Raw genomic sequence first — 25,556 nt, 5'->3', positions numbered from 1 at the left:
GGCCTTATTGATGTCTATCTCCGTTGCAACGATGTACCGCTGGTGCTGGCAGTGGATGCTGCTGGTCTGTCTCTTGTCATTCCCCCTGTTTGCCGCTGCCCAGTCCGAGTCCGCGACTGGCCAGTCTGCACGCCTGTCCGATGACGCTGCCCAATCCCTGTTGACCCGGCTTGCCGAGGCACGCAACCCGGCCAAGCCGGCCGTGATCGATGAGATCGCCATGAGCGGCGATGCACGTGCACGTGGCTGGCTGGAAGCCTTTTCTGCCAGCAAGCTGGCACGCCTCAAGGACGCCGAGCGCTTCTTGATCATCGACAATAATCGCGGCCGTGAGTGGGCCGTTTCCGACGCCCTGTCGGGAGAATCGGCGGGCAAGGTCTCGCGCCGCGACCTCAAAACGCTGCGCAGCAACAACTCGCTGCGTGGGCATATCGATGGCGTGCTCTCGATGATCGACCTGTCTTCCCCGGATGCCGAGGTCAGACTCGCGGCGGCGCGCGGCCTGCGCGGCAGTGTCGACGAGGCGATGGCCGAGCGGCTGCCGAGCTTGATCGAGCAGGAAGGCGATGACGCTATCCGCACCACTCTGAAGGAAGCGCTCGCCATCCAGCAGCTGGAAGCCACTGGCGACCTTGCGGCGCTGGACACTCTGTCCGGCAGTCTGAACGCCGCCGCGATCGCTGCCATCAATGGCGCCGCGGTGAGTGATGATCCACAGCTTGCCCAAGCCGCCAAGGTGGCGCTGGCCGGTATCGAGCAGAAGCTTCAGCTCAACAGCGGGCTCGAGACGCTCTACTTCGGCCTCTCGCTGGGCTCGGTACTGGTGCTGGCCGCCATCGGACTTGCCATCACCTTTGGTGTCATGGGCGTGATCAACATGGCGCATGGCGAACTGATCATGCTGGGCGCCTACACCACCTGGGGCATGCAGCAGCTGTTGCCGGGGCAGCCGGGGCTGGCGCTGTTGCTGTCGATTCCGGCGGGCTTTCTGGTCGCGGCGGCGGTGGGCGTCATCATCGAGCGCAGCGTCATCCAGCACCTCAAGGGGCGTCCGCTGGAGACCTTGCTGGCCACCTTCGGTATCAGTCTGATCCTGCAGCAGCTGGTGCGTACCACCATCTCGCCCTTGAATCGCATCGTGGTCACGCCGGAGTGGATGAGTGGCTCGCTGATGATCAACGAGGCGCTGTCACTGACGCTCAATCGTCTCTACATCATTGGCTTCGCGCTGTTCGTGTTCGCCGGCTTGATGCTGATCATGCGCCGCACCCGTCTCGGCCTCGAAGTTCGCGCGGTGACCCAGAACCGGGCCATGGCGCGTTCGATGGGCATCAAGGCGACCCGTGTCGACATCATGACCTTCGCGCTGGGCTCCGGTGTGGCCGGCCTGGCCGGGGTCGCGCTCTCCCAGATCACCAACGTCGGGCCGAACCTGGGCCAGAACTACATCATCGATTCCTTCATGGTCGTGGTGTTCGGCGGGGTCGGCAATCTGTGGGGCACGCTGGTGGCCGGCATGTCGCTTGGGCTGCTCAATCAGTTCCTCGAGCCCTGGGCGGGCGCGGTTCTCGCCAAGATCGTGGTGCTGGTCTTCATCATCCTGTTCATTCAAAAGCGCCCGCGGGGACTCTTCCCGCAGAAGGGCCGCGCCGCGGAGGGTTGATCCATGCCTGATTCACGTTCCTGGCTGGCGCGCCCCTTCACGGAGCGCTCCACCCAGATCTTCCTCGCGGTGCTGACGCTGTCGGTGCTCGCGATCACGCTGCTGCATGTGCTGCTGCCCGAGGGGCATCCGCTGCATGTCAGCACCTTCACCGTCACCCTGCTGGGCAAGTACCTGTGCTATGCGCTGCTGGCGGTCGCGGTGGATCTCGTCTGGGGCTACCTGGGCATTCTCAGCCTGGGTCACGGCGCCTTCTTCGCGCTGGGCGGTTACGCCATGGGCATGTACCTGATGCGCGAGATTGGTGACCGCGGCGTCTATGGCAATCCGGAACTGCCAGACTTCATGGTCTTCCTCAACTGGCAGGAGCTGCCGTGGTTCTGGCAGGGCTTCGACATGCCCGGCTTCGCCTTCCTCATGGTGCTGCTGGCGCCGGGGCTGCTGGCGCTGGTGTTCGGCTTCCTCGCCTTCCGCTCCCGCGTCACCGGCGTCTATCTCTCGATCATCACCCAGGCGCTGACCTTCGCCTTGATGCTGGCGTTCTTCCGCAACGAGATGGGCTTCGGTGGCAACAACGGCCTGACCGACTTCAAGGACATTCTCGGCTTCGATCTGCGCACGGATGCGGTACGCATCGCGCTGTTCATCGCCAGTGGCGTGGCGCTGGGGCTCGGCTATCTGCTGTGTCGTGGCATCGTCGGCTCCAAGCTGGGGCGTTTGAGCATCGCCTGTCGCGACGCCGAGGCACGCACGCGCTTTCTGGGTTACCGCGTCGAACGTGTCCAGCTGTTCATCTTCGTGGTCTCGGCGATGCTGGCCGGGGTAGCCGGGGCGCTGTACGTGCCGCAGGTCGGCATCATCAATCCCGGCGAGTTCTCGCCGCTGTTCTCCATCGAGGTGGTGGTGTGGGTGGCGCTCGGTGGCCGCGCGACGCTCTACGGCGCCGTGCTGGGGGCGCTGATCGTCAACTACGCCAAGACGGTGTTCACCGGCATCATGCCGGACGCCTGGCTGTTCGCCCTTGGTGGCCTGTTCGTGCTGGTCACCGTGCTGTTGCCCAAGGGCATCGCCGGCCTGTTCGCTCAGCGTGGCTGGGGCAGACGCTCGCAGTCATCCAACGCGAAGAGCGAACCACCGTCCGAATCGGCATCCGGTTCCCGTCCCATCGAGGAGGCCACGGCATGAGCCTGTTGAAAGAGATGGCCACGCGTGACCGCGTGTTCGACTTCCTGACCCCGCGCACCTCGCCGGTGGATGTGACCCATGGGCCGATCCTCTATCTGGAGGATGTCAGTGTCAGCTTTGATGGCTTCAAGGCGATCAATGACCTCAACCTGACCATCGACGATGGCGAGCTGCGCTGCATCATCGGCCCCAACGGCGCGGGCAAGACCACGATGATGGACATCATCACCGGCAAGACGCGCCCCGACAGTGGCTCGGTGTGGTTCGGCAGCCGTCACGATCTGCTGCGCATGAGTGAGCCCGAAATCGCCACCCTCGGCATCGGGCGCAAGTTCCAGAAGCCCACCGTCTTCGAGGCACTCAGCGTGTTCGAGAATCTCGAACTCGCGATGGCCACCGACAAGCGCATCTTTCCGACGCTGGCTGCACGCATGAGCGGCGAGACCCGCGCCAGGATCGAGGAAGTGCTTCAGACGATCCACCTCAAGGAGTGGCATGCGCGCGAGGCGGGCATCCTGTCCCACGGCCAGAAGCAGTGGCTGGAGATCGGCATGCTGTTGATGCAGAAGCCGCGTCTGCTGCTGGTCGACGAACCGGTAGCCGGCATGACCGAGCAGGAGATGGAGCGCACCGCGGAGCTGCTGACCAGTTTGGCGGGACGCCAGTCGGTGGTGGTGGTCGAGCACGACATGGGCTTCGTGCGCTCCATCGCGCGTAAGGTCACGGTGTTGCATCAGGGCGCGGTGTTGGCGGAAGGCAGCATGGATGCGGTATCGAGCGACCCGAAAGTCGTCGAGGTCTACCTGGGAGAGAGTGACGGATGACGCAAGCGCTGAACACCAAGGCACCGATGCCGAGCGGCGAGTCGCCGCTGCTGACCATCGACACGCTCAACCAGTTCTATGGGGAAAGCCACACGCTATGGGACCTGACGCTGGAGATTCCCGTTGGGCAATGCACCTGCGTGATGGGCCGCAACGGCGTCGGCAAGACCACGCTGATGAAATGCATCATGGGCGAGGAGAGCGTCCGTGACGGCAAGCTTCTGTACCGCGCCGATACCAGTAGCAATGAGCCGCTTGATCTGACAGGTCGCAAGCTCGAGGAGCGCGCCCGTCTAGGGGTTGGTTACGTTCCCCAGGGGCGGCAGATCTTCCCGATGATGACGGTGGAAGAGAATCTGCGCACCGGGCTTGCCGTGCGCCGGGATGGCCTGCGCCAGATTCCCGAGCGCATCTATGAGCTGTTTCCCGTGCTCAAGGAGATGCGTCACCGCCGCGGGGGTGACCTGTCTGGCGGCCAGCAGCAACAGCTCGCCATCGGCCGCGCGCTGGTGATCGAGCCGCGCCTGCTGATTCTCGATGAGCCCGGTGAGGGCATCCAGCCCAATATCGTCGCCCAGATCGGTGAGGTCATCCGTCGCCTGATCAAGGAAGACGGCCTGACGGTGCTGCTGGTCGAGCAGAAGCTGCCCTTTGCGCGCAAATACGCTGATCGCTTCGTGATCATGGATCGCGGCCGCCGGGTGGCCGAAGGCGAGATAGCAGCGCTGTCCGATGAACTGATCAAGCAGCACCTGACCGTATGACGATCCGATGCGTGATTCCCGCTGATGGCGCGACGGATGCCGCGCGCAGTGAGGCCAATGTCTCCGGCCACCGCTTCGATGACCAGCGCCAGTGGCAGGCCTCGCTGGCGCTGCGGTTCGAGGCGGATGCGCGCGACACCAGTGATAGCGGGCGCGCCATCACCCGCCTGACGCGCAGACGCCATCACGGCCCGCTGCGCGTGCAGCGGCCGTTCTACCCCGAGGGCCGCCACGGCTGCTGCCACGTCTATCTGCTTCATCCCCCCGGTGGGCTGGTCAGCGGCGATGCGCTGCAGGTCGAGGCCGAGGTGGAGGAGGGCGCGCATGTGCTGCTGACCACGCCGGCGGCGGCCAAGCTCTACAAGGCAGACCGCAACGGCGTGACCTGGGGCCAGCATACCCATCTCAAGGTCGCCGACGGGGCCATCCTGGAATGGCTGCCCCAGGAGACGCTGGCGTTCAATGGCTCGCGCGGTGAACAGACCACCACCCTCGAGCTTGCCGGCTCTGCGCGCTGTATGGGCTGGGAAGTGCTGGCACTGGGGCGCCCGGTCGGTGAGCTGCCCTTCGTCAGTGGCCATCTCGAACAACGCTTTCGCTTGACCCGTGACGGCAAGCCAGTGTGGATCGAGCGCCAGTCGCTGGACCCGCTGCATCCGCGCTTCACCGGGCGCTGGGGGCAGGGCGGTTGCAGTGTGCAGGCCACGCTGTGGGCGGTCGGGCTCGAGGATGAGGCGGCGGCCATCGAGGCCCTGCGTGAGGCATTGCCGGCTTCCCCGCGCTGGGCGGTGACTCGCCGCGAAGGCGTATTGCTACTGCGCTATCTGGGCCATGAACGCAACGAAGCCTGGGCGCTGTGCCAGCAGGCATGGCAGCTCCTGCGCCCACTGATGACGGGGCGTGAGGCACAGGTGCCACGTATCTGGCTGACCTGATCTCGAAAGTCCCACTGAATGACAACCACAAGAGCCACGACATGGAACTGACGCCAAGAGACAAGGACAAGCTGTTGCTGTTCACCGCAGCGCTGCTGGCGGAACGCCGCAAGGCCAAGGGCCTCAAGCTCAACTACCCGGAATCCATCGCCTTGATCAGCGCCGAGATTTTGGAAGGCGCACGTGAAGGCTTGAGTGTCGCCGAGCTGATGGGGCGCGGGGCGGAGGTACTGACCCGTGATGACGTGATGGAAGGCATCGCCGAGATGATTCCCGAAGTGCAGGTCGAGGCGACCTTCCCGGATGGCACCAAGCTGGTGACCGTTCACAACCCCATCGTGTGAGGCGAGCAATCATGATTCCCGGCGAATATCTGGTGGCGGACGGCGAGATCTCTCTCTGCGAAGATCGCCTGCGCACCACGCTCTCGGTCGGCAATACCGGCGACCGGCCGATCCAGATCGGCTCGCACTATCACTTTGCCGAAGCCAATCCGTCGCTCGTGTTTGATCGCGAGGCCGCCCTCGGGCAGCGCCTGGACATCGCCGCCGGCACGGCGATTCGCTTCGAACCGGGGCAGACGCGTGATGTCACGCTGATTCCCTTTGCCGGCAGTCGTCATATCTATGGCTTCCGCGGCGAGGTGATGGGGCAACTCAAGGATGACGGCAGTGTCGAGCGCTGAGCGAGCGATGCCTCTTACGACAAGGCGTCAGGCAATGGCGCTGACAGGCATTCGGCTCGGAGCAAACTTGGCAACGGCAGTTCAGCAACTGCAGCTCAGAAGCGTTGGCTTAAAAGCTGTAGCTCAGGGATCAAGAGGCAATCCATGAAGATAACGCGACAGGCCTATGCCGACATGTACGGCCCGACCACCGGGGACCGCGTGCGTCTGGGCGATACGGCGCTGTGGATCGAGGTGGAGAAGGATTTCACCCATTACGGGGAAGAAGTGAAGTTCGGCGGTGGCAAGGTGATCCGCGATGGCATGGGCCAGAGCCAGCGCGCCGATGACAGCGTGATGGATACCGTGATCACCAACGCGCTGATTCTGGACTGGTGGGGCATCGTCAAGGCGGATGTCGGTCTCAAGGCCGGGCGCATCGCGGCCATTGGCAAGGCCGGCAATCCCGACACCCAGCCAGACGTGGATATCGTGATTGGCCCGGGCACCGAGATCATCGCCGGCGAGGGCAAGATCCTCACCGCCGGTGGCGTCGACCCGCATATCCACTTCATCTGCCCTCAGCAGGTGGAAGAGGCGCTGATGAGCGGCATCACCACCATGCTCGGCGGTGGAACGGGACCGGCCACCGGCACCAATGCCACCACCTGCACGCCGGGGCCTTGGCATATCAGCAAGATGCTGCAGGCAGTGGACAGCCTGCCGATGAACATCGGCTTTCTCGGCAAGGGCAATGCCTCGCTGCCACAGGGGCTGGAGCAGCAGATCGAGGTCGGCGTGATTGGCCTCAAGCTGCATGAGGACTGGGGCACGTCGCCGGCCTCCATCGACAACTGTCTCACAGTCGCTGATGCCTATGACGTGCAGGTGGCGATCCATACCGACACCCTGAACGAGTCGGGCTTCGTTGAGGATACCCTGGCGGCCTTTAAGGACCGCTGCATCCACACCTTCCACACCGAAGGTGCCGGTGGCGGCCATGCCCCGGACATTATCACCGCCTGCTCGCGGCCCAACGTGCTGCCGTCATCCACCAACCCGACGCGTCCCTACACCGTCAACACGGTTGACGAGCATCTCGACATGCTGATGGTCTGCCATCACCTGGACCCGAGCATCCCCGAGGATGTCGCCTTCGCCGATTCGCGCATTCGCCGCGAGACCATCGCCGCCGAGGACATCCTGCATGACCTGGGTGTCATCTCGATGATGTCCTCGGATTCCCAGGCGATGGGCCGCGTGGGCGAGGTGATCTGCCGTACCTGGCAGACGGCGCACAAGATGCGCGAGCAGCGCGGCTTTCTGGCGGAGGATGCCGAGCGCGGCACCGACAACTTCCGTGCGCGCCGCTATATCGCCAAGTACACCATCAACTCGGCCATCACCCACGGTATCGCCCATGAGGTCGGCTCCATCGAGGTCGGCAAGCTGGCGGACCTGGTGCTGTGGTCACCGGCGTTGTTCGGCGTCAAACCGGCCTGCATCCTCAAGGGCGGCATGATTGCTGCCGCGCCGATGGGCGACCCGAATGCCTCGATTCCCACGCCGCAGCCGGTGCATTACCGCCCGATGTTCGGTGCCTTCGGCAAGGCGGCCAGCGCCACGCGCTTGACCTTCGTCTCCCAGGCGGCGCTCAAGGCCGGTGTCGGGGAGGCGCTCGGGCTCGACAGCCCGCTGTCCGCCTGCCGCGACGTGCGTCAGGTGCGCAAGTGCGACATGAAACTCAATGACGCCTGCCCGGAGCTCAAGGTCGACCCCGAGACCTACGAAGTCTTCGCCGACGGTGAGCTGCTGACCTGTGAGCCAGCCAGCGAGCTGCCATTGGCCCAGCGCTATCACCTGTTCTGACTCCTTATTTGAGATTGACGCCATGATGGAACTAATACATCGCCTGCCAGACGCCAACGGTTCAGGCGACTCAGCGAGCGCTCACACCGAGGCCGAGCCCCTCGATACCTTGACCCTGCCGCTGGAGCTGCGCATCCGCGGGCGGCTGCGTGCCACCACGGACGGCGGGCGCGAGGTCGGCCTGTTTCTGGATCGCGGACCGGTACTGCGTGATGGCGATCGACTGGCCTCGCGCGAGGGTGAGGTGATCCGCATCCGCGCCGCGGATGAGCCGGTAGTGACTGCCCACATCGCCGCCGGCCGTCCGATGGCCGCGCTCTGCTATCACCTGGGCAATCGCCATGTGCAGCTCGCCATCGGCATGCAGACGCCTGGCGCTGATGCTGAAGGAAAAGGCGAAGCAAAGGGTGAAGCAGCGGGCGAAGCACAGAGCGCAACCGGCTGGGTGCGCTTCCCGCCGGATCACGTGCTGGAAGAACTGGCCGAGCGCCTCGGCGCGACCCTCACCTATCACGAGGCGCCTTTTGACCCTGAGCCGGGCGCCTATGCCCAGGCAGGACAGGGGCATGCTCATTCACACGGCCACTCACATGCTCACGACCATGACTATGACCATGAGCACAGCCACGGCCACGGCCATTCTCACAACCACGCCCATGAGCACACGCATGAGCACTGATGGCGTGGTGGGCCTGCCGGCGCAGGAGGATCTGGCGCTGCTGGGGCTGTTGCAGCTGGTAAGCCCTGCCTTGCCCATCGGCGCCTTTGCCTGGTCTCAGGGGCTGGAGAGTGCCTTCGAGCTTGGCTGGGTCACTCAGGAGCAGGAGCTTGGCGAGTGGATCGACGGTGTGCTGGAAGACGGGCTTGGCCGTTGCGAACTGCCACTGTTGGTGCGTCTGCAGCAGGCATGGGCCGAAGGGGATGCAGCGGCGCTCGACGAGTGGGATGGCTGGCTCAAGGCCACCCGTGAAACCGCCGAACTCAGCGATGAGGACGCGCGTCTCGGGGCGGCGCTGCTGCGCCTGCTCAAAAGTCTCAAGCTCGAACCGCCAAGCGCGCTAATGCCGCAGGCGCCCGGCTACGTCACGGTGTTTGCCTGGGTGGCGCATCAGCGGGGAGTGCCGCCGCGCCAGACCTTGATCGGTTTCGCCTGGGCCTGGCTCGAGAACCAGCTGGCGGTGGCCTGCAAGGCCATGCCGCTGGGGCACACTGCCGCCCAACGCCTGACCGAGCAGCTGCGCCCCCGCGTAGTGGAGGTCGTCGCGCAGGCGCTTGAGCGTTTGGATGGTGAGCTTGGCCCGATATTGCCGGGGCTGGCGCTCGCCTCCGCCCAGCACGAAACACAATATTCCCGTCTGTTCAGGAGTTGAGCCAAAACCGCCCGTCTTGAGGCGGCGGCGCCTGAACCGACCGACATAAACGTCTGATACCTCACGAGAAAGGAAGCTGCCATGAAGCATTGTCTACGCGTAGGAGTGGGTGGGCCGGTGGGCTCCGGCAAGACGGCGCTGTTGCGCCAGCTGTGTCTGGCCCTGCGCGATCATTACAACATCGGGGTGGTCACCAATGACATCTACACCCGCGAAGATGCCGATTTCCTGCTGCGCCATGAAGCGCTGGCCGCGGATCGTATCCTCGGCGTCGAGACCGGCGGCTGCCCGCATACCGCGATTCGGGAGGATGCCTCGATGAATCTGGCGGCCATCGATGATCTGCAGGCGCGTCACCCGGACATGGAGCTGGTGCTGGTGGAATCCGGCGGCGACAACCTGTCCGCGACCTTCAGCCCCGAGCTTTCCGATCTCACCCTCTATGTGATCGACGTCTCGGCAGGCGACAAGATTCCCCGCAAGGGCGGGCCGGGCATCACCAAGTCGGACCTGCTGATCATCAACAAGATCGACATCGCCGAGCAGGTGCATGCCTCGCTCGAAGTGATGGATCGCGATTCGCGCAAGATGCGTGGCGAGCGGCCTTTCGTGTTCGCCAATCTGTATGACGGTGTCGGGCTGGAAGAGATCATCGCCTTCATTCTGGATCGGGGCATGCTGCCGGAGCGTCGCCCAGAAAAGCTGGCCGCACAGGCCTGACAGCGCAGCGTTTCCTGCCGCTGGCTCAGGATTCATTGTCTCCCGACATGTGCCTCACCACGGGTGTCGGGGGATTCATCATCATCTTTTTCAGGAATGACATATGAAGCGTTCTCACTCCGCACTGCTTGCCACCTCGCTGCTGCTGGTGGCGACCTCGGCCTCCGCACACCCCGGCCATGATGCCCAGGGGCTGATGGCTGGCCTCTCGCATCCCTTTACCGGGTTGGATCACCTTCTGGCCATGCTGGCCATCGGCATCTGGAGTGCGCGTCAGTCGCGAGCCTTGAGACTCGGCACGCCGCTGCTGATGGTCGTCGGCATGCTCGCTGGGGCGGGCATTGCGCTGCTCAGCGGTGGACAGGCCTTGCATGCCCTCATCGCCGAGCAGGGCATTCTGCTCTCGGTGCTGGTGTCCGGTGCGCTGGTGGCGCTGCTGCTGCGTCTGCCGACTCTGGCTGGTGCCGTCATGGTGGCCGGCTTCATGGCCTTCCACGGCTTCGCTCATGCGCTGGAAATGCCGGGGGGTGGCAGTGCCATGGGTTACATGGCGGGCTTTGTGGTCGCGACGCTGGCCTTGTCGATGCTGGGCCGTGTTGTGGGTCAGCGTCTGATGAGCGTGCCGGTGATCGCATCGCGTCTTGTGGGTGGGGCAGTGATGGCCTCTGCGGTGATGATGGCGGTCTGATCATCACCTGCCATTCTGCTCGCGGCTAAAAAGTACCGCTGATTACACCACTTCACGCCCCGCTGGCTTGCCAGCGGGGCGTGTGCGTTTCTGCTTGCTGCGCGCTCTCGCCGTTCTGTTGGTCGCTTGGGGGACTTACGCGCTGGGCGGCACTGATAAAAAATGGCTGACGAATGATTATGTTATAACGTATCATTTGGCGCGTTTGATGATCGAGAAACCAGAGGTCCCCACGTCCAGGCGCTTACCTGACCCTCGTCCTGACCCTGTCCCAGGCCCTGCGCCGACAAGGATACCTTCAGGCGAAAGCGACGTGGCCAAGACCCTATCCTATCGAGGTGCCGCTTGATGAACTCCCCACAAGACCCCCTTTCGCAATCCCTGTCTCACCCCCTACCAGTCACCGTACTGTCCGGTTTTCTGGGCGCTGGCAAGACGACGTTGCTCAATCATATTCTCGCCAACCGCGAAGGGCGCCGAGTGGCGGTGATCGTCAATGACATGAGCGAGGTCAACATCGATGCGGCCATGGTGCGTGGCGCGCCTGGTGCCGAGAATGAAGTCACCCTCAATCGTGCAGAGGAGCAGCTGGTCGAGATGAGCAATGGCTGCATCTGCTGCACGCTGCGTGAGGATCTGCTCATCGAGGTACGGCGGTTGGCGGAAGAAGGGCGCTTCGATTGCCTGGTGATCGAGTCCACCGGGATTTCCGAGCCACTACCGGTGGCGGAGACCTTCACCTTCGAGGACGAAGATGGTCAGTGCCTCTCCAGTGTCGCGCGCCTCGATACCATGGTCACCGTCGTGGATGGTGCCAACTTTCTGACCCAGTATCGCGAGGCGCAGTCCCTGGCCGAAGCGGGGGAAAGCCTCGGTGAGGACGATGAGCGCAATGTCGCGGATCTGCTGGTCGATCAGATCGAGTTCTGTGATGTGCTGTTGATCAGCAAGACGGATTTGATGGATAACGCAGCGCTCGACGAGTTGAAGGCGGTGCTACGCTCGCTCAATCCGGAGGCCGAGATCCTGCCCATGACCCAGGGTGCTGTGCCATTGGACAAGGTGCTGGACACTGGCCGTTTCAGTTTCGACCGCGCACAACAGGCACCGGGCTGGCTCAAGGAGATGCGTGGCGAGCATGTTCCGGAGACCGAGGAGTACGGTATCTCGAGTTTCTCCTATCATGCGCGCGTACCGTTCCACCCCGAGAAATTCCATCAGCTGCTTCACGGAGACTGGTTCGGGGGCAAGCTGCTGCGTTCCAAGGGTTTCTTCTGGCTGGCCACGCGTCCACAGTTCGCGGGGCAGTGGAACCAAGCCGGTGGCATCGCCCACTACGGGTTTGGTGGGATGTTCTGGAAGGCCGTTCCGCAATCTCAGTGGCCGGATGATCCAGAGTATCTTGAGTCGATCCGGGAAAAGTGGCAGGAGCCGTTCGGCGATATGCGCCAGGAGCTGGTCTTCATCGGTCAGAACCTCGACGAAGCCCGTATCCGCCAGGCGCTTGACGAGTGTCTACTCGATGACGCCACGTTGCTGGCAGGGCAAGAGATGTGGCGCACCTTGCCCGACCCGTTCCCCGCTTGGGAGTGAGACTCTGCTTTGGAGTGAAAGAAGTCGCTTGAGCCATTGAAGTCAGCGCTGTCACTACAACGCCCCGCCATGAGCGGGGCGTTGCAGGTTTGGAGAACGTCAACCTGGGGTCAGGATAAAGGCAAGTCTTGGTCAGCATATATAGGAAGAGGCGTGAGGTTCATTGTCCTTGCGATGGTGCGGTATTTCTTGTCTGAGTCCTTGAGGTGAGGATTCGGCCTGCGACGGTGGTCAGTGCGAACATCAACGTGGCGAGGCACACGATGGTGGGGCCAGTGGGCGTATCCAGCCAGTAGGCTGCCTGCAGTCCGCCGGTGGTGGAGACTCCGCCGATGATGGCCGCGGCGATCGCCATCAGCTCCGGTGTGTGACAGAAGCGACGCGCCGTGGCTGCTGGGATGATCAGCAGTGCGGTGATCAGAAGCGCACCGACCACCTTCAATGCAACCGCGACCACCACGGCCAGCGACAGTGTCAGTACCAGCTGCTCACGCCGTGGATTGATACCGCTGGCTCGTGCCAGATCCTCATTCAGGGTGGCAGTGAGCAGGGCATCCCAACGCCAACGCAGTAGGCCAATGACCAGCAAGCCGCCGATGGCGATGATCGCGAGATCCGTCTTGCTGACGGCGAGAATGTCGCCGAACAGGTAGGCCATCAGATCGATGCGCACCCCGGGCAGGAAAGAGACGGCGACCAGCCCGAAGGCGAGTGCCGAATGTGCCATGACGCCCAGCAGAGTATCCATGGCATAGCCGCGCCCGCTGAGAAGCGTGACCAGGGTGGCCATGATGAGTGATACGACCAGGACGCCGCCTAGCACCGAGGCGGACATCAACAAAGAAAGTGCCACGCCGAGGATGGCGGCATGGGCCGTGGCATCGCCGAAGTAAGCCATTCGGCGCCATACGACAAAGCAGCCCAGTGGCGCAGCAGCGAGCGCAACGGCGACGCCCGCGAGGCTGGCGCGAATCATGAAATCATCAAGCATCAGTGGTGAGTCCTGAATGAACCGGTTGAGGGTTCCCCGCCTGGCGCGTCGTGTCGGTCGAGCTGCCATCAGGGGATGGCGCGGGAACATGGTGTGAGTGATGGTGGTCATGGCGATAGAACGCCAGAGCATCGCCAGTATCCAGACCGAACAGGTCCTGATAGGCCGGTGACGCCATGACCAGTTCCGGTGTGCCTTGACAGCAGACATGGCGGTGTAGACAGACGACGCGGTCGGAGGCACGCATCACGACATGAAGCTCGTGACTGACCATCAGGACGCCGCATCCCAATGTGTGACGTACGCGGTCGATCTGGCGGTAGAAGTCGGCAATTCCGCGGTGATCCAGCCCCTGGGTCGCCTCATCGAGCAGCAGGAGATCGGGGGAATCCAGCAAGGCCCGCGCCAGCAGGATTCGCTGAAACTGACCGCCCGACAGGTCGGCGACTTGCTGACTCTCTACCCCTGGAATGCCGGCCTGGGCGAGTGCCTTCGCGACTTCGTCGAGCGAATGGCGATAGGGGAGGTTGAGGAAGCGTTTCACCGTCATCGGCAGAGTTGGATCAAGGCTCAGGCGTTGCGGAACATAGCCAATTTTGAGGCCCGGTTGATGCTGTACCTGTCCGCATTCCGGGGAAACTGCGCCAATGATGCTGCGAAGCAGCGTAGACTTCCCCGAGCCGTTCGGCCCTACCAGAGTGACGATCTCTCCACGGTCGACATGCAGGTCGATACTGTCGAGTACGCGGTTCCTGCCAAGGGTCACGGAGAGGTTCTCGATCGATAACAACGACACGGACTACCTCATGATGGGGTGGGGTTGACGGTTCAGTTACCGTTAATGTTATGTTATAACATATTCTACAAGAATCTGCAGCTTCCTCGCCTTGTAACCTGTGTCATCGTCATCCTTGGAGAACTCGCATGCGTCATCGGTCACTGATTCCTCTTGGTTTGCCCTGGTTGTTGCTACCCAGCCTGGCTGCGGCGGATGTTCCGTCCGTCGCCGTCGATATCCCCCCAGTGCAGTCCTTGGTGGCACTTGTCATGGGGGAGCTGGGTTCACCGGATCTGATCATTCAGCCTGGCGCCTCACCGCATGGATATTCGATGCGGCCCTCGGAAGCCAAGGCGCTGTCGGATGCGAATGTCGTGTTCTTCGTCAGTGATGATTTGACGCCATGGTTTGCCAAGGCGCGCGCATCCCTCGCATCAGAGGCAGAGGTCGTCGAACTGATGCAAGTCCCGGGCACCTTGCATCTGGACTATCGCGAAGGCCCAACCTTCGAGGCCCATCATCATGACGAGCATGAAGAGGGACGTGAACACGCAGCCCACGATCAAGATGGTCATGGCGAGCATGAATTAGAGGATCACGATGACCACGGGCACGACGATCATGATGACCACGGGCACGACGATCATGATGACCACGGGCACGACGACCATGATGATCACCATGCTCATGATGGTATGAATCCGCATGGCTGGCTGGACCCGTTGAATGCTCAAGCCTGGTTGGGTGCCATCGCGGACTCTTTGGCGGCACAGGATCCGGAGAATGCGGATACCTACCGTGAGAATGCCAAGGCAGGGCAACAGGAATTGCAGACGCTGACGGATGAGTGGACCTCCCGCCTGTCTGAAGTGAAGGGGACTCGCTACATCGTGTTCCACGACGCTTACCAATATTTCGAGAATCGCTTTGATGTACCGGCATCTGGTGCCATCTCCTTGGGAGATGCCGCCAAACCGAGTCCGGCGCGAGTGGAGGCGATTCAACACCGGGTTGAGGAGGGCAATATTCAGTGTGTCTTCCGCGAGCCGCAGTACAACCCCGCATTGATCGAGAGTGTCTTCGAAGGCACTGGCGTCAAGACCTCCATCGTATTCGAGCCGCTTGGCGCAGGCCTGACGCTTGGTCAGTCGCTCTATCCCGAACTGATCGAACGCCTGGGGCAGGGCATTCTGCAGTGTGCGAACGCTGATTGAGCCATTGCGCCTTGGATCCAGTGACGGGGGCCGTGGACCGGTCCCCGTGCCTCTCAAGTCAGCCATAACGTGAGATACCTTCATGCCCCATCCGACTTCCCCTCCTCTGAGTGAGCGAGATGCCGAGTTTTGCGTCAATGCCGCCACGCGCACTCTGGAGCGTTGGGCAATCGCTGTCAGCCGCGGTGAGAAGGAAACGCTTCTGTCGCTGTATGCAGATGACGCCATTCTCGTCCCCACTGTATCCAATGATGTCCGCGAGAATCGTGAATCAAGACAAGCCTATTTCGACGGCTTTCTGGCCAACGAGGGCCTCGTCTGCGAGCTGGGCGACTTCTCACGCCGTGTCAGTCGCAAGCTGGGCACGGTAGTCATCGGTGGACATTACACCTTCCAGTACCAGGAGGAGGGCAATAGCGTGACGATTCCGGCGCGTTTCCTCTTCACCTTTGAAGAGATTCTCGGTGAGTGGAAAATCACCGGGCATCATTCCTCTCAACTGGCCTGACGTGCGCAGATGAACGTCGTGCAGTGCAGTCTGTTCAGTGCCAGTACTTCCTGTGTGCCCACTTGCTGATCTGCCTGGCGATACCACTGCCAAACTTCCCCTGAAACGGCCGATATCAGCCGCTGTGTTCTTGCTTGAGATCACTGGCTGATAGAGGCCGCATTTGGATATCGCAAATGACAGCCGTACTCCCTGACGTTTCCCTGACTGAGCGATCCCAGTCATTGAGCCCCCTTGATTGGGTGGGCATGCAGGGAATTGATTTACCCATCCTCGTCGAGGAAGGTGACTATCGCCGTGAATTGCATGCCCGAGTGGATGCGCAGGTCGATCTGCCGACACCGCATACCAAGGGCATTCACATGTCACGGTTGTACCGTCTGCTGGATGGGCTGGCGGAAGGCAAGGCACTATCGCCTGCAAGCCTGCAGCAGGTACTTGCCGCGATGGTGGAAAGTCATCACGACTGTGCCTCACGCAATGCGCATGTGAAGGCGGCCTTTGCACTGCTGGTGAAGCGTCCCGCCTTGATCACGCCCGAGTTGTCTGGATGGAAGTCTTATCCGGTGACACTCGATGCCAGCCTTCGCAATGGCGAATTCACTCTCACGGCCAGCGTTACAGTGGAATATTCCTCCACCTGTCCTTGCTCTGCCGCCTTGTCTCGCCAGTTGATCGAGCAGGCGTTTCTCGAGGCTCACGCCGAGGATGCCGCCTTGTCTCCTGCACAGGTGGCGGAGTGGCTCACTCAGAATGCCACTCTTGCCACACCTCACAGCCAACGTAGCGAGGCGCAAGTGACGGTCGAACTCAAGCCCGGGACGCAGCAGCTTGGGTTGATCACTCTGATCGACACCATCGAGCAGGCCCTGGGCACTCCGGTCCAGACCGCCGTGAAGCGTGCTGATGAACAAGCCTTTGCCTCACTCAACGGCCAGAATCTGATGTTCGTCGAGGATGCGGCGCGCAAGCTGCTCGCTGGGTTGTTGAATGTGGAAGGCGAAGCACAGGTTCAGGTGCGTCATATAGAAAGCCTTCATCCTCACGATGCCGTGGCATGGGGCAGTCGTGGCTGATTGAAGCGGTGTTGGCAGGCTCAGGAGGTTCTCTGAGGCAATGTGCATGCTGCCTGCAAGAAAAGCCCTGTCGACGCGTTCGGCAGGGCTTTTCAGTGTGGGAGAGGAGGGAGTGGGATTGGCGGCGCCATTGATGCCATGTGTGGTTTGCCAGTTAGTCCAGATGGGGAGGTTACTGGGCAGATAAGCCATTTTTTCTAGACAAAGGTCTATTTCTGCAGCGTCTTGATTGACCGAAGTCACTATTGGCGGCTAAGTTTTGTTGCATCTGGTATGGTTTGCAGTCCACTTGAGCGAGGTGATGGGTGGTGAGTTGTAGGAGTCTGCATTCTCATTGCTCTCCGTGGCATTCAGCTTGCAAACCATGCTCGATACGCAGATACCCAAAATCAGAACAATCAAAGGGATTCGACAATGAAGCGAGCCATGCTTGCCGCCACGCTGTTAGCCGCCGCCCTGGGTACCACGACCGCGCATGCCGAAAAGATCGTGTTTGCCATCGGGGGTAGTCCCAACAGTCTGCAGGGCCAGACTGCACAGCATTTTGCAGATCAGCTGCAAACCAGGTTGGGCGACGAACATCAGGTCGAGTATTACCACAGTGGTCAGTTGGGTGATGAGCGTCAGCTGATCCAGAAGCTACGTCTGGGCACGGTCGATCTGGCAGCCATCTCATCGGTGATGTCATCCGTCTCGCCAAGCTTCGCACTGTTTGACATGCCGTTCATGGTCAAGGATCGCGAGCACCTCAAGCGCATCGATGATGAGATCGTGATGACGGATCTGGCCGAGGATGCCAAGGCCAAGGGCCTCAAGCTGGTCTCCACCTGGGAGAACGGCTTCCGTCAGATTACTAACAATGAGCGTCCGGTTGTCGAGCCTGAAGACCTGGATGGCCTGAAGCTTCGAACTCCGCAAAGCGAGTGGCGCACCGGCATGTTCACGGCATGGGGCGCCAACCCGACCCCGATGGCTTTCTCGGAAGTCTTCGTGGCACTCCAGACCGGGGTGGTGGACGGTCAGGAGAATCCGCTGTCCAACATCGATGGTGCCAAATTCCAGGAAGTCCAGAAGTACCTGTCGCTCTCCAACCACGTTTACTCACCTATCTGGCTGACCAGCAGTCAGTCCGGGTGGAGCAAGATGCCAGAGGATGTGAAGGCGGCAATCGCCGAGGTGTCTGCCGAAACCCAGCGCTGGGCCTTCGCCAAAGGGGAAGAACTGGATGGGAAGTTGCTGGCAAGTCTCAAGGACGGGGGGATGGCCGTCAATGAGGTCGACCGGGATGCCTTCGTCACGGCAAGTGCGCCGGTCTACCAGGCATTCTCCGACAAGGTCGACGGTGGTCAGGCGTTGGTAAATCGCGCGATGGCACTGGCTGAGGAGTAAGTCATGAGCTCGCATTCCCATGCGGCCAAGACAACCTTCCCCACCGCGCGTGGGGAAGGTGAGACGGCCACTCCCAAGGACTCGACATTGGATGGCGTCAATCGATGGGTGGAACGTACCCTCGAAGTCTTCACTGTCGGTCTGTTGCTGTCGTTGACGACCATCGTGCTGTTGGCCGTTGTTCTGCGTACTTTTGGCGGCTCCTTACCGTGGTACGACGAGGTTGCCTCAATCAATCTGGCTTGGCTGAGTTTCTATGGTGCCTGTCTGGCCGCGCTCAAACGCTCGCACATGGGCTTCCCCGGACTCATCACCAAGGCGCCTATCGCGCTGCGCAGCACGTTGTTCATCGTCTCCGAACTGATCGTGATCGGCTTCTTTGGCGTCGTTGGCTGGTTTGGCTATCAGGTGCTCGAAGTGCTTGCTTGGGATTCTCTCATCGCCTTGCCAAATATCGGCCTGAATATTACCCAGTCTGTCGTTCCCATCAGTGCGGCACTTTTCATCCTGTGTGAATTGCTGAGTCTGCCTCACGCTTGGCGCAAGATGTGTGCCGGCGTCAACAGCGAAGAGGAAGAGATCGCTGAGGCGATTCGTCTGGCGGAAGAAGACCTCAAGGAGCACCGCTCATGACGCTACTGATCATTATCGCAGCGCTGTTCGCTCTTGTGCTGATCAATGTGCCCATCGCGGTCGCCATCGGCACCGTCGGGGTTGTCGGTGTGGTGATCTTCATGGGGGTGGACGCGTTGGTCAACGTGCCGCTGACGCTCTTCAATGGCGCCACCAAGTTTCCGTTGATCGCGATTCCGCTGTTCATCCTGGCCGGTGCGCTGATGAACACCTCGGGCATTTCCATGCGCTTGATCAATCTCGTGACGGCGCTTGTCGGCTTCGTTCGCGGTGGTCTGGCCATGGTCAATGTCGGGGTGTCGCTGTTCTTCGCCGAGATTTCCGGCTCCGCGGTGGCCGATGTGGCCGCGACGGGTTCGGTATTGATTCCCGAGATGAAGAAGCGCAAGTACACCCCGCAGTTCTCGGCGGCGATCACGTCGTCTTCGGCGTCGCTTGCCATCATCATTCCGCCCTCGCTATCGATGATCCTCTACGGGGCCATCGCGGACACGTCCATCGTCAAGCTGTTCGTCGCCGGTATCATTCCGGGCATTCTGGGCGGCCTGGGGCTGGCGATGCTCTGCTACTACTATGCGCGCAAGTACAACATGCCGCGTGAGGCGGCCTTCTCGCTGTCGACTCTCGGCAAGGCGTTCCGCGAGGCCTTCTGGGCCCTTACGCTGCCGGTCATCATTCTGGGCGGTATCTTCGGTGGCTTCGTGACCGCAACCGAAGGGGCGGGGCTTGCCGTGTTGGCGGCATTGGTCATCGGTGGGCTGGTCTACCGTGAGCTGAACCTGCAGGTGCTGTATCGCGCGGTGATCGATGGCGTGATCCAGACGGCCGTGGTGATGCTGCTGGTGGCTACCTCCGCAGTGCTGGGGCTGTTCCTGACCGAAATGCAGCTGCCGCAACAGCTGGCTCAGGAGATTACCGCGATCACCACGGACCCGGTAGCGGTGCTGGCATTGCTCAACATCCTGCTGCTCCTGCTCGGCATGTTCCTGCATGGCGCCGCGGCCATCATTCTGGTGGTACCGATCGTGATGCCATTGATCCAGCAGATCGGGATCGACCCGATCCACTTTGGCCTGATCCTGACCCTCAACCTGGCCATTGGTCAGCAGACGCCCCCCGTGGCCTCGGTACTGGCCACCTCATGCTCCATCGCCAAGACGGACATGTGGGAAACCACCAAGGTCAATCTGCCGATGATCTTCGTGCTCTTCCTGGTGCTGATGCTGGTCACCTACGTGCCGGCGATTCCCATGAGCCTTGTCGAGCACTTCTATGGTTGATAGCTATGGTTGAGCGCCATGACTGAGGGATAAGGTTGAGAGGGCAGTGACGGAGACTGCCCGCCAGACACGCCAAGGCCGCCCTTTGAGGCGGCCTTGTCGTGTCTGATTTGCACAGAGAGGGCGGTTCGCTGCCAAGCCACTCGCAGCAGGCTGTTGCTTTTTTGAGAATGATTATTATTTTTTTTGCATATTTGGCAGATTCCGTCACTTTTTTGCGACATTTGGAGTCATGATTTCCTATTTGCTGTAACATAGTTTTCTTTTTTATCCAGTCTGGGGAAGGCTAGCAGCATGATGGTATTGGATAGGTGGGATGACGGCTCAGGGTGGAAGAGCCCTGGATGGCTAATGTTGATTGGTGTTGCAGCATTGGCCGTCTATACATTTTTCAGTATCCCATCAGGCGATGACATCAAGCCGGCAGAGACGCTATTGGCCTTCTCTGGATTGATAGCGTTTTGTCTATGGGGAAAAGGACTTCGCCGACCCGTCTTGCTCTTGCTTGGCGTTGTTGTCGCCGTGCAATTGATATCCTGGTGGGCAGGTCTGGCTCATCATCCACAATGGATGGACTCATCTCCGCGTCTGGCCTTGCTGGCGAAACTCTTTATATTCATCAGTGTGGCCTGGTGGTTACGAGGCAGTACGCGAAATACCTTCATTCTCTGGATATTGGCAGCCACTGGTTTTCTGATGACAACCTTTTTCCTTGCACCCTCGAATGAGGAAAACTGGATTACGGGCCTCTCAGGCGAAAGAGCTGATTTTGGAATACGTAATGCTCAGCATTCAGCCATGTTCTTTGGCACTCTCCTGTTGGGGCTGGTTGCATTCTCTCAGCGTATTTGTCAGTCAGGTAAACGTCGTACGCTCCGCATTATGCTGTGGTCTATTGCTTTGCTTATTGCACTAGCGGGTATCGTCGTGAGCCAAACCCGCGCAGTTTGGCTCGGCACATTAGCCTCCTTGAGTCTGGGGCTAGTAATCTGGGGAAGTGGAGTTGTACTGCGTCGTGGTATTCGCCACTTCTTGAAGTATCTGTCAATATTCTTGGTTGCGTCGACCTGCCTGGCAGTCGCTTTTGGAATCGGGTTAGGAGACTCCTTGAGCAAACGGGCTAATAAGGAGAGTGGTGTCATTACCCAGGTGCTCAAAGGTGAATTGACGGATATCCCGTATACGAGTGTCGGTATTCGAGTCAATAGCTGGATTGCAGCAAGCGAGTGGATCAAGGAGCGTCCGGTATTGGGTTGGGGAGCTCAAGGGAAAAAGCTTGTCATGACAGAGACGTCGTGGATCCCTGAAAACGTATCTGAAAAATACGGACATCTTCACAACTATTTTCTGGAAATATGGGTGGCTTATGGACTGTTGGGGCTCATCGCCATTGGTGCTCTGATGGTCTGGGTTGGACGTGCTACCTGGCTGGCTTGGCGAGGCGGTAGTATGCCAAGTGATATGGCACTATTTGCCCTATTGTTCTTCGTCTACTGGATGATCATCAATCAATTTGAGTCCTATGATTCCTTTTGGACGGGGTTGTATATGCATAACATCATCGTAGGGGGGCTTGTGACTCACTATTGGCGTTGGCAGTCTGGCCAAGTTACCGCTGACCAGTGATCCATGAGTGAAGTTATAAAATATTTCTCAAGATAGAAGCCTCATGCAGCAATATTCTGCATGAGGCTTCTTTTATTGGAGGTGCAAAGCTGGGTTCTTGAACCTCCATGGTCTTAGGGCGACCATGTGAGTATTACCGAATTGGTATCAGGTAATGTCGTCACAGAGTTCGCCATTCAACTGATGCGCTCTCCATCCACCAGTCGGCTGATGCTGGAGGGCGCGTCGTGCTTGAGTTCCGGCGGCAGCAGGTCATCCGGCAGGTCCTGGTAGCAGACCGGACGCAGGAAGCGGTGAATCGCAGCGGTGCCCACCGAGGTGGTGCGGCTGTCGGAGGTGGCGGGCCAAGGGCCGCCGTGGACCATGGCGTCACAGACTTCGACCCCTGTCGGCCAGCCATTCACCAGAATGCGTCCGGCACGACGCTCCAGCACCGGTAGCAGCTGACGCGCGGCATCGTGATCGGCGTCATCCAGGTGCAGAGTGGCGGTCAGCTGGCCTTCCAGCGCGCTGCAGACTTGCTTGAGCTGAGCGAGATCATCGCATTCGATGATCAACGAACTGGAACCGAAGACTTCCGCCTGCATGGCCTCGTTGGCCAGGAAGTCACTCGCCGGGGTACTGAATAGCCGGGTCTGACACGGACTGGCAATGGACGACTCGCTTTCTCCACTGGCCAGACAGGTGACGCCGTCTTGCGCGGACAGGCTCGCCACGCCTTCGGCGTAGGCCTTGTGAATGCCCGGCGTCAGCATGGTCTGTACCGGACTTGCCTGGATAGCAGGAATGGCGGCTTGCTTGAAGCGCTCCAGCGCCTCGCCCTTGACGGCCAGCACCAGCCCCGGGTTGGTGCAGAATTGACCGGCGCCCATGTTGAGCGAGCCGACAAAGGCGGCGCCGAGTGCGTCGGCGCGGGCTTCCAATGCGGCCGGCATCAGGATGACCGGGTTGATGCTGCTCATCTCCGCATAGACCGGAATCGGTTGCGGGCGTGCCTGGGCGAGTGCCAGCAGGGCGGTGCCGCCACTGCGCGACCCGGTAAAGCCGACTGCCTGGATCTCGGGATGCTTGACCAGCGCCTGGCCGACCTCATTGCCCGGGCCGAACAGTAGTGAGAAGACCCCTTCCGGCATGTCGCAACGCTTGGCAGCGCGCGCCACGGCCTGACCGACCAGTTCCGAGGTACCCGGGTGCGCCGAGTGGCCCTTGACCACCACCGGGCAGCCTGCGGCAAGCGCGGAAGCGGTATCGCCACCGGCCACCGAGAAGGCCAGCGGGAAGTTGCTGGCCCCGAAGACGGTCACCGGACCCAGCGGGATCTGACGCTGACGCAGGTCGGCGCGCGGCAGGGGTGCGCGCTCCGGCAGCGCAGGGTCGACGCGCACATCCTGCCACTCACCGCGGCGCAGTACCTTGGCAAACAGCTTGAGCTGCCCGCAGGTGCGGCCGCGCTCACCGTTCAGGCGTGCCTCGGGCAGGCCGGTCTCCTGCATGGCGCGCTGGGTCAGGGTGTCGCCCAAGGCGTCGATTTCCTCGGCAATGGTCTCGAGGAATGTGGCTCTCGCGTCCGGCGTGGTGGCGCGATAGGCATCGAAGGCCTGGCCAGCCAGCTGGCAGGCCTCTTCCACCGTACTCGCATTGGCACCCGGGTAGGCGGGCTCCAGACGCTCCCCTGTGGCCGGATTGATGGCGTGGATCGCCTCGCCCTGAGCGGCGAAGCTGCGTTGTCCGATGAGCTGATGGCCGTTGAGTGACATCGTGTCTTCTCCTGTACGGGGGTGAGCTGTGAGATGAATTACGTCAGCGGGTGGATGAGTTGAGGGTATCGAGCGGTAGTCGATACCAGTGAATGGCGTTGTCGTGCAGCACCTGATGGTATGTGCTCGCGCGCAGATCGGGGGGCGTTGTTTCGTCAATGGCTCCGGTCACCAGTGAGAGCCAGTCGCCGTAGCTGACCTTGAGGCCGGAGACCGGGAAGTTGCTGGCAAACAGACAGCGGTTTGCCCCAAAGATGTCGATGACTTCGCGCAAGAGATCCCGATTGGCGTTGGCATCCCAGCCATGCCACGGAGAGCCCAATTCTGAAAGCTTGACGGCGACATTCGAGTTGTCGGCAAGCGCTCGCATGCCATCGCGCCACTGAGCGAGACCCTCCGGCGTGCGATCCCAGGGCAGGCCGCAGTGATTGAGAATGACGCGCAGGCTGGGGTAGCCCTGAAGCGTCGTGGCCGCCTCCTCTAGGTGCCAGGCGGGCACGCGCAGATCCCAGCTCAGATCACGCTCCTGAAGCAAGGCCAGACCCTCACACCAGCGCGGGTCTTGCAGACTGCCGCTGGTGTCTTTGACCGCTCGGCGAGACTCCGGCGTGGCAGAGGTAACCGGCTTGGCGCGTACGCCACGAAACAGCGGCGATTCACGTTGGGCGTCCAGCTGAGCAGCGCACTTCTCAGTGCCGAAGGCGGCCCAGCCGACATGCGCGCTCGGCAGGCCTCCAGACGTGTACTGTTGGGTGATCCACCGCGTCTCCGCCACCGCCTGCTTGCGAGCGGCTTCGGCTTCGCAGTGCACACTGCCCACCAGCCGGAATCCCTCAGGTATCAGGCGCTTCAAGTCCGCGGCCACAAAGGGCCGGCGGATCGCGGTGTAATCGCCGAGAAAGAAGTTCTCCACCGGCGACTCTTCCAGCCAGGGGTACGCCACCTGGCCATCCAGTGCCCAGAAGTGATGGTGCGCATCGATCAGCGGCTGACTGTGTGCAGGTTCGCGGTGTATTGGGGTATCCGTCATGACTGGCTCGTGTCCTGGAAAGATGTCTCAAGTGCCATGTCTCAAGTGCCCACTGACTCAGTGATCACGTACCAGCAAGCAAGACACGTCCGGCTCGGCGCGTGTCGCGAAGCTTCTGCGTACCTGGCCGCTCTCCAGATCCAGCACCGCGATGCGGTCCCCCTTGAGCGAGACGAAGGCCTGCTCGCCATCAGGGTGGAAGCTCATCGCGATGGGAATCGCCTCAAGCTGGATGGTGCCCAGCGGCGCCAGCGTCTCATCGAACAATGACAGCGAGCTTTCCCCGTAATTGGTGGTGATCAGGCGCCCCTTGGGATCACGGTAGATGCGATTGGGATCTCGGCCGGTGGTCGCAGAGGCGCGCACGGTCATCGATTCGGTATCCACCGCCACGATGCTGTCGTCATCGCGGTTGCTGATGAACAGGGTACGGCCATCGGCGGAGAGGCTATTACCCTCCGGCTTGCGGCCTGGAATCATCGCGATGGGCGTGAAGGTGGCATCGTGAGGCTTGAACTTGGTGATGGTGTTGCTGAGCAGATTGATGCCGTAGGCCCAGTGGCCTGCCTTGGTGAGCGCGAACAGGTGGGTCTTGTAGCCACCGGAGGACACGGCCAGATCTGGCGTGGTCTGGGTCAGGGGCGTGTTGAACAGCAGCAGGGTGTTGTGGCCTTCGCTCATGGCGTAGAGGCGGTCCTGGTCATCGATGCCCAGGCCGTGGATACGATAGTACGGCCAGGTACTGAGGGTATTGACCAGCTCGAAGGTCTCGAGATCGACCACGAATACCGAGCAGCCGCCCTGATCGCCGATGCAGTCGGCACCGAGGATGCCGTAGTGACCTACGAAGGCGTAGCGGCCGGTGGAATCCACCACGAACTCATGGGGGTAGTCCGGCAGGCGCAGATGGTTGAGCTCTTCGCCGCTGGTGGCATCGTAGAGGCTCAGGGTATGAGCGCATTTCTGGTTGAGCAGCAGCACATCTCGAGACATGACATT

Annotated in this window: 25 protein-coding genes; 20 read left to right on the top strand and 5 right to left on the bottom strand. The window is 61.2% G+C overall.

What is annotated here, in order from left to right; genetic code table 11:
• The first annotated feature begins 10 nt into the window (after positions 1-10).
• From urtB to zigA, 13 genes are all read left to right on the top strand, one after another.
• Positions 11-1,663 carry an urea ABC transporter permease subunit UrtB gene (gene urtB / locus NH396_RS00220; RefSeq protein WP_253060808.1) on the top strand — a complete coding sequence of 551 codons (1,653 nt, stop codon included), beginning with the start codon at positions 11-13 and terminating at the stop codon, positions 1,661-1,663.
• Between the two features lie 3 nt (positions 1,664-1,666).
• Entirely contained in the window at positions 1,667-2,848 is a 1,182-nt protein-coding gene (urtC, locus tag NH396_RS00215) for an urea ABC transporter permease subunit UrtC (protein ID WP_253060806.1), read from the top strand.
• Complete coding sequence (gene urtD, locus NH396_RS00210) at positions 2,845-3,672, top strand: urea ABC transporter ATP-binding protein UrtD (RefSeq protein ID WP_253060805.1); 828 nt, start codon at positions 2,845-2,847, stop codon at positions 3,670-3,672. Before urtC ends, urtD begins: the two co-directional genes overlap by 4 nt.
• Positions 3,673-3,719: 47 nt before the next feature.
• Entirely contained in the window at positions 3,720-4,436 is a 717-nt protein-coding gene (urtE, locus tag NH396_RS00205; RefSeq protein ID WP_253061509.1) for an urea ABC transporter ATP-binding subunit UrtE, read from the top strand.
• An 11-nt stretch (positions 4,437-4,447) separates the two neighbouring features.
• The gene (locus tag NH396_RS00200) at positions 4,448-5,371 is read left to right on the top strand and encodes an urease accessory protein UreD (protein ID WP_253060804.1); all 924 of its coding nucleotides are present in this window, start codon (positions 4,448-4,450) and stop codon (positions 5,369-5,371) included.
• 41 nt (positions 5,372-5,412) lie between these two features.
• On the top strand, positions 5,413-5,715 hold the full coding sequence (ureA, locus tag NH396_RS00195) for an urease subunit gamma (RefSeq protein WP_024952521.1): 303 nt from the start codon (positions 5,413-5,415) through the stop codon (positions 5,713-5,715).
• 11 nt (positions 5,716-5,726) lie between these two features.
• A complete protein-coding gene (locus tag NH396_RS00190) occupies positions 5,727-6,056 on the top strand; it encodes an urease subunit beta (RefSeq protein ID WP_253060803.1) in 330 nt (109 codons plus the stop codon).
• Between the two features lie 144 nt (positions 6,057-6,200).
• Entirely contained in the window at positions 6,201-7,904 is a 1,704-nt protein-coding gene (ureC, locus tag NH396_RS00185; RefSeq protein ID WP_253060802.1) for an urease subunit alpha, read from the top strand.
• Between the two features lie 22 nt (positions 7,905-7,926).
• A complete protein-coding gene (locus tag NH396_RS00180; protein ID WP_253060801.1) occupies positions 7,927-8,583 on the top strand; it encodes an urease accessory protein UreE in 657 nt (218 codons plus the stop codon).
• Positions 8,573-9,274: an urease accessory UreF family protein gene (locus tag NH396_RS00175; protein ID WP_253060800.1), complete on the top strand. Its 702-nt coding sequence runs from the start codon at positions 8,573-8,575 to the stop codon at positions 9,272-9,274. Before NH396_RS00180 ends, NH396_RS00175 begins: the two co-directional genes overlap by 11 nt.
• An 81-nt stretch (positions 9,275-9,355) precedes the next feature.
• The gene (gene ureG, locus NH396_RS00170) at positions 9,356-9,994 is read left to right on the top strand and encodes an urease accessory protein UreG (protein WP_253060799.1); all 639 of its coding nucleotides are present in this window, start codon (positions 9,356-9,358) and stop codon (positions 9,992-9,994) included.
• Between the two features lie 103 nt (positions 9,995-10,097).
• Entirely contained in the window at positions 10,098-10,682 is a 585-nt protein-coding gene (locus NH396_RS00165) for a HupE/UreJ family protein (protein WP_253060798.1), read from the top strand.
• A 348-nt stretch (positions 10,683-11,030) separates the two neighbouring features.
• A complete protein-coding gene (gene zigA / locus NH396_RS00160; RefSeq protein ID WP_253060797.1) occupies positions 11,031-12,275 on the top strand; it encodes a zinc metallochaperone GTPase ZigA in 1,245 nt (414 codons plus the stop codon).
• Positions 12,276-12,435: 160 nt separating this feature from the next.
• Here the strand turns inward: zigA and NH396_RS00155 are convergent, their stop codons facing one another.
• Positions 12,436-13,266, bottom strand: coding sequence for a metal ABC transporter permease (locus tag NH396_RS00155; RefSeq protein ID WP_253060795.1), 831 nt, complete (start codon positions 13,264-13,266; stop codon positions 12,436-12,438).
• The gene (locus tag NH396_RS00150) at positions 13,259-14,062 is read right to left on the bottom strand and encodes a metal ABC transporter ATP-binding protein (RefSeq protein WP_253060793.1); all 804 of its coding nucleotides are present in this window, start codon (positions 14,060-14,062) and stop codon (positions 13,259-13,261) included. Before NH396_RS00150 ends, NH396_RS00155 begins: the two co-directional genes overlap by 8 nt.
• 128 nt (positions 14,063-14,190) lie before the next feature.
• On the opposite strand from NH396_RS00150, the gene NH396_RS00145 reads away from it, so the two are divergent.
• The 7 genes from NH396_RS00145 to NH396_RS00115 all read left to right on the top strand — a co-directional run bounded on the left by NH396_RS00145 (position 14,191) and on the right by NH396_RS00115 (position 21,770).
• Complete coding sequence (locus tag NH396_RS00145) at positions 14,191-15,258, top strand: zinc ABC transporter substrate-binding protein (protein WP_253060791.1); 1,068 nt, start codon at positions 14,191-14,193, stop codon at positions 15,256-15,258.
• Between the two features lie 82 nt (positions 15,259-15,340).
• A complete protein-coding gene (locus tag NH396_RS00140; protein ID WP_253060789.1) occupies positions 15,341-15,766 on the top strand; it encodes a DUF4440 domain-containing protein in 426 nt (141 codons plus the stop codon).
• Between the two features lie 176 nt (positions 15,767-15,942).
• Entirely contained in the window at positions 15,943-16,842 is a 900-nt protein-coding gene (gene folE2 / locus NH396_RS00135; protein WP_290441649.1) for a GTP cyclohydrolase FolE2, read from the top strand.
• A gap of 414 nt (positions 16,843-17,256) precedes the next feature.
• A complete protein-coding gene (locus NH396_RS00130) occupies positions 17,257-18,231 on the top strand; it encodes a TRAP transporter substrate-binding protein (RefSeq protein WP_253060785.1) in 975 nt (324 codons plus the stop codon).
• A gap of 3 nt (positions 18,232-18,234) precedes the next feature.
• Positions 18,235-18,864, top strand: a complete 630-nt coding sequence (locus tag NH396_RS00125) for a TRAP transporter small permease (RefSeq protein WP_253060783.1) — start codon at positions 18,235-18,237, stop codon at positions 18,862-18,864.
• The gene (locus NH396_RS00120; protein ID WP_253060781.1) at positions 18,861-20,144 is read left to right on the top strand and encodes a TRAP transporter large permease; all 1,284 of its coding nucleotides are present in this window, start codon (positions 18,861-18,863) and stop codon (positions 20,142-20,144) included. Before NH396_RS00125 ends, NH396_RS00120 begins: the two co-directional genes overlap by 4 nt.
• Positions 20,145-20,438: 294 nt before the next feature.
• A complete protein-coding gene (locus tag NH396_RS00115) occupies positions 20,439-21,770 on the top strand; it encodes an O-antigen ligase family protein (protein WP_253060779.1) in 1,332 nt (443 codons plus the stop codon).
• A 176-nt stretch (positions 21,771-21,946) separates the two neighbouring features.
• Here NH396_RS00115 and NH396_RS00110 read toward each other — a convergent pair whose 3' ends face one another.
• The 3 genes from NH396_RS00110 to NH396_RS00100 are packed head-to-tail and all read right to left on the bottom strand — an operon-like array spanning position 21,947 to position 25,550.
• Positions 21,947-23,527 (bottom strand): aldehyde dehydrogenase (NADP(+)), encoded by a 1,581-nt coding sequence (locus NH396_RS00110; RefSeq protein WP_253060777.1) that lies wholly within the window; start codon positions 23,525-23,527, stop codon positions 21,947-21,949.
• Between the two features lie 43 nt (positions 23,528-23,570).
• On the bottom strand, positions 23,571-24,557 hold the full coding sequence (locus NH396_RS00105) for an amidohydrolase family protein (RefSeq protein WP_253060775.1): 987 nt from the start codon (positions 24,555-24,557) through the stop codon (positions 23,571-23,573).
• Positions 24,558-24,614: 57 nt separating this feature from the next.
• The gene (locus NH396_RS00100; protein WP_253060773.1) at positions 24,615-25,550 is read right to left on the bottom strand and encodes a YncE family protein; all 936 of its coding nucleotides are present in this window, start codon (positions 25,548-25,550) and stop codon (positions 24,615-24,617) included.
• Positions 25,551-25,556: the final 6 nt, after the last annotated feature.

The sequence above is a fragment of the Cobetia sp. Dlab-2-AX genome, from assembly GCF_024124625.1.
GTDB lineage: Bacteria > Pseudomonadota > Gammaproteobacteria > Pseudomonadales > Halomonadaceae > Cobetia.
Note: the sequence above shows the minus strand (reverse complement) of the source record. Positions and strands in the feature narration are given on the sequence as shown.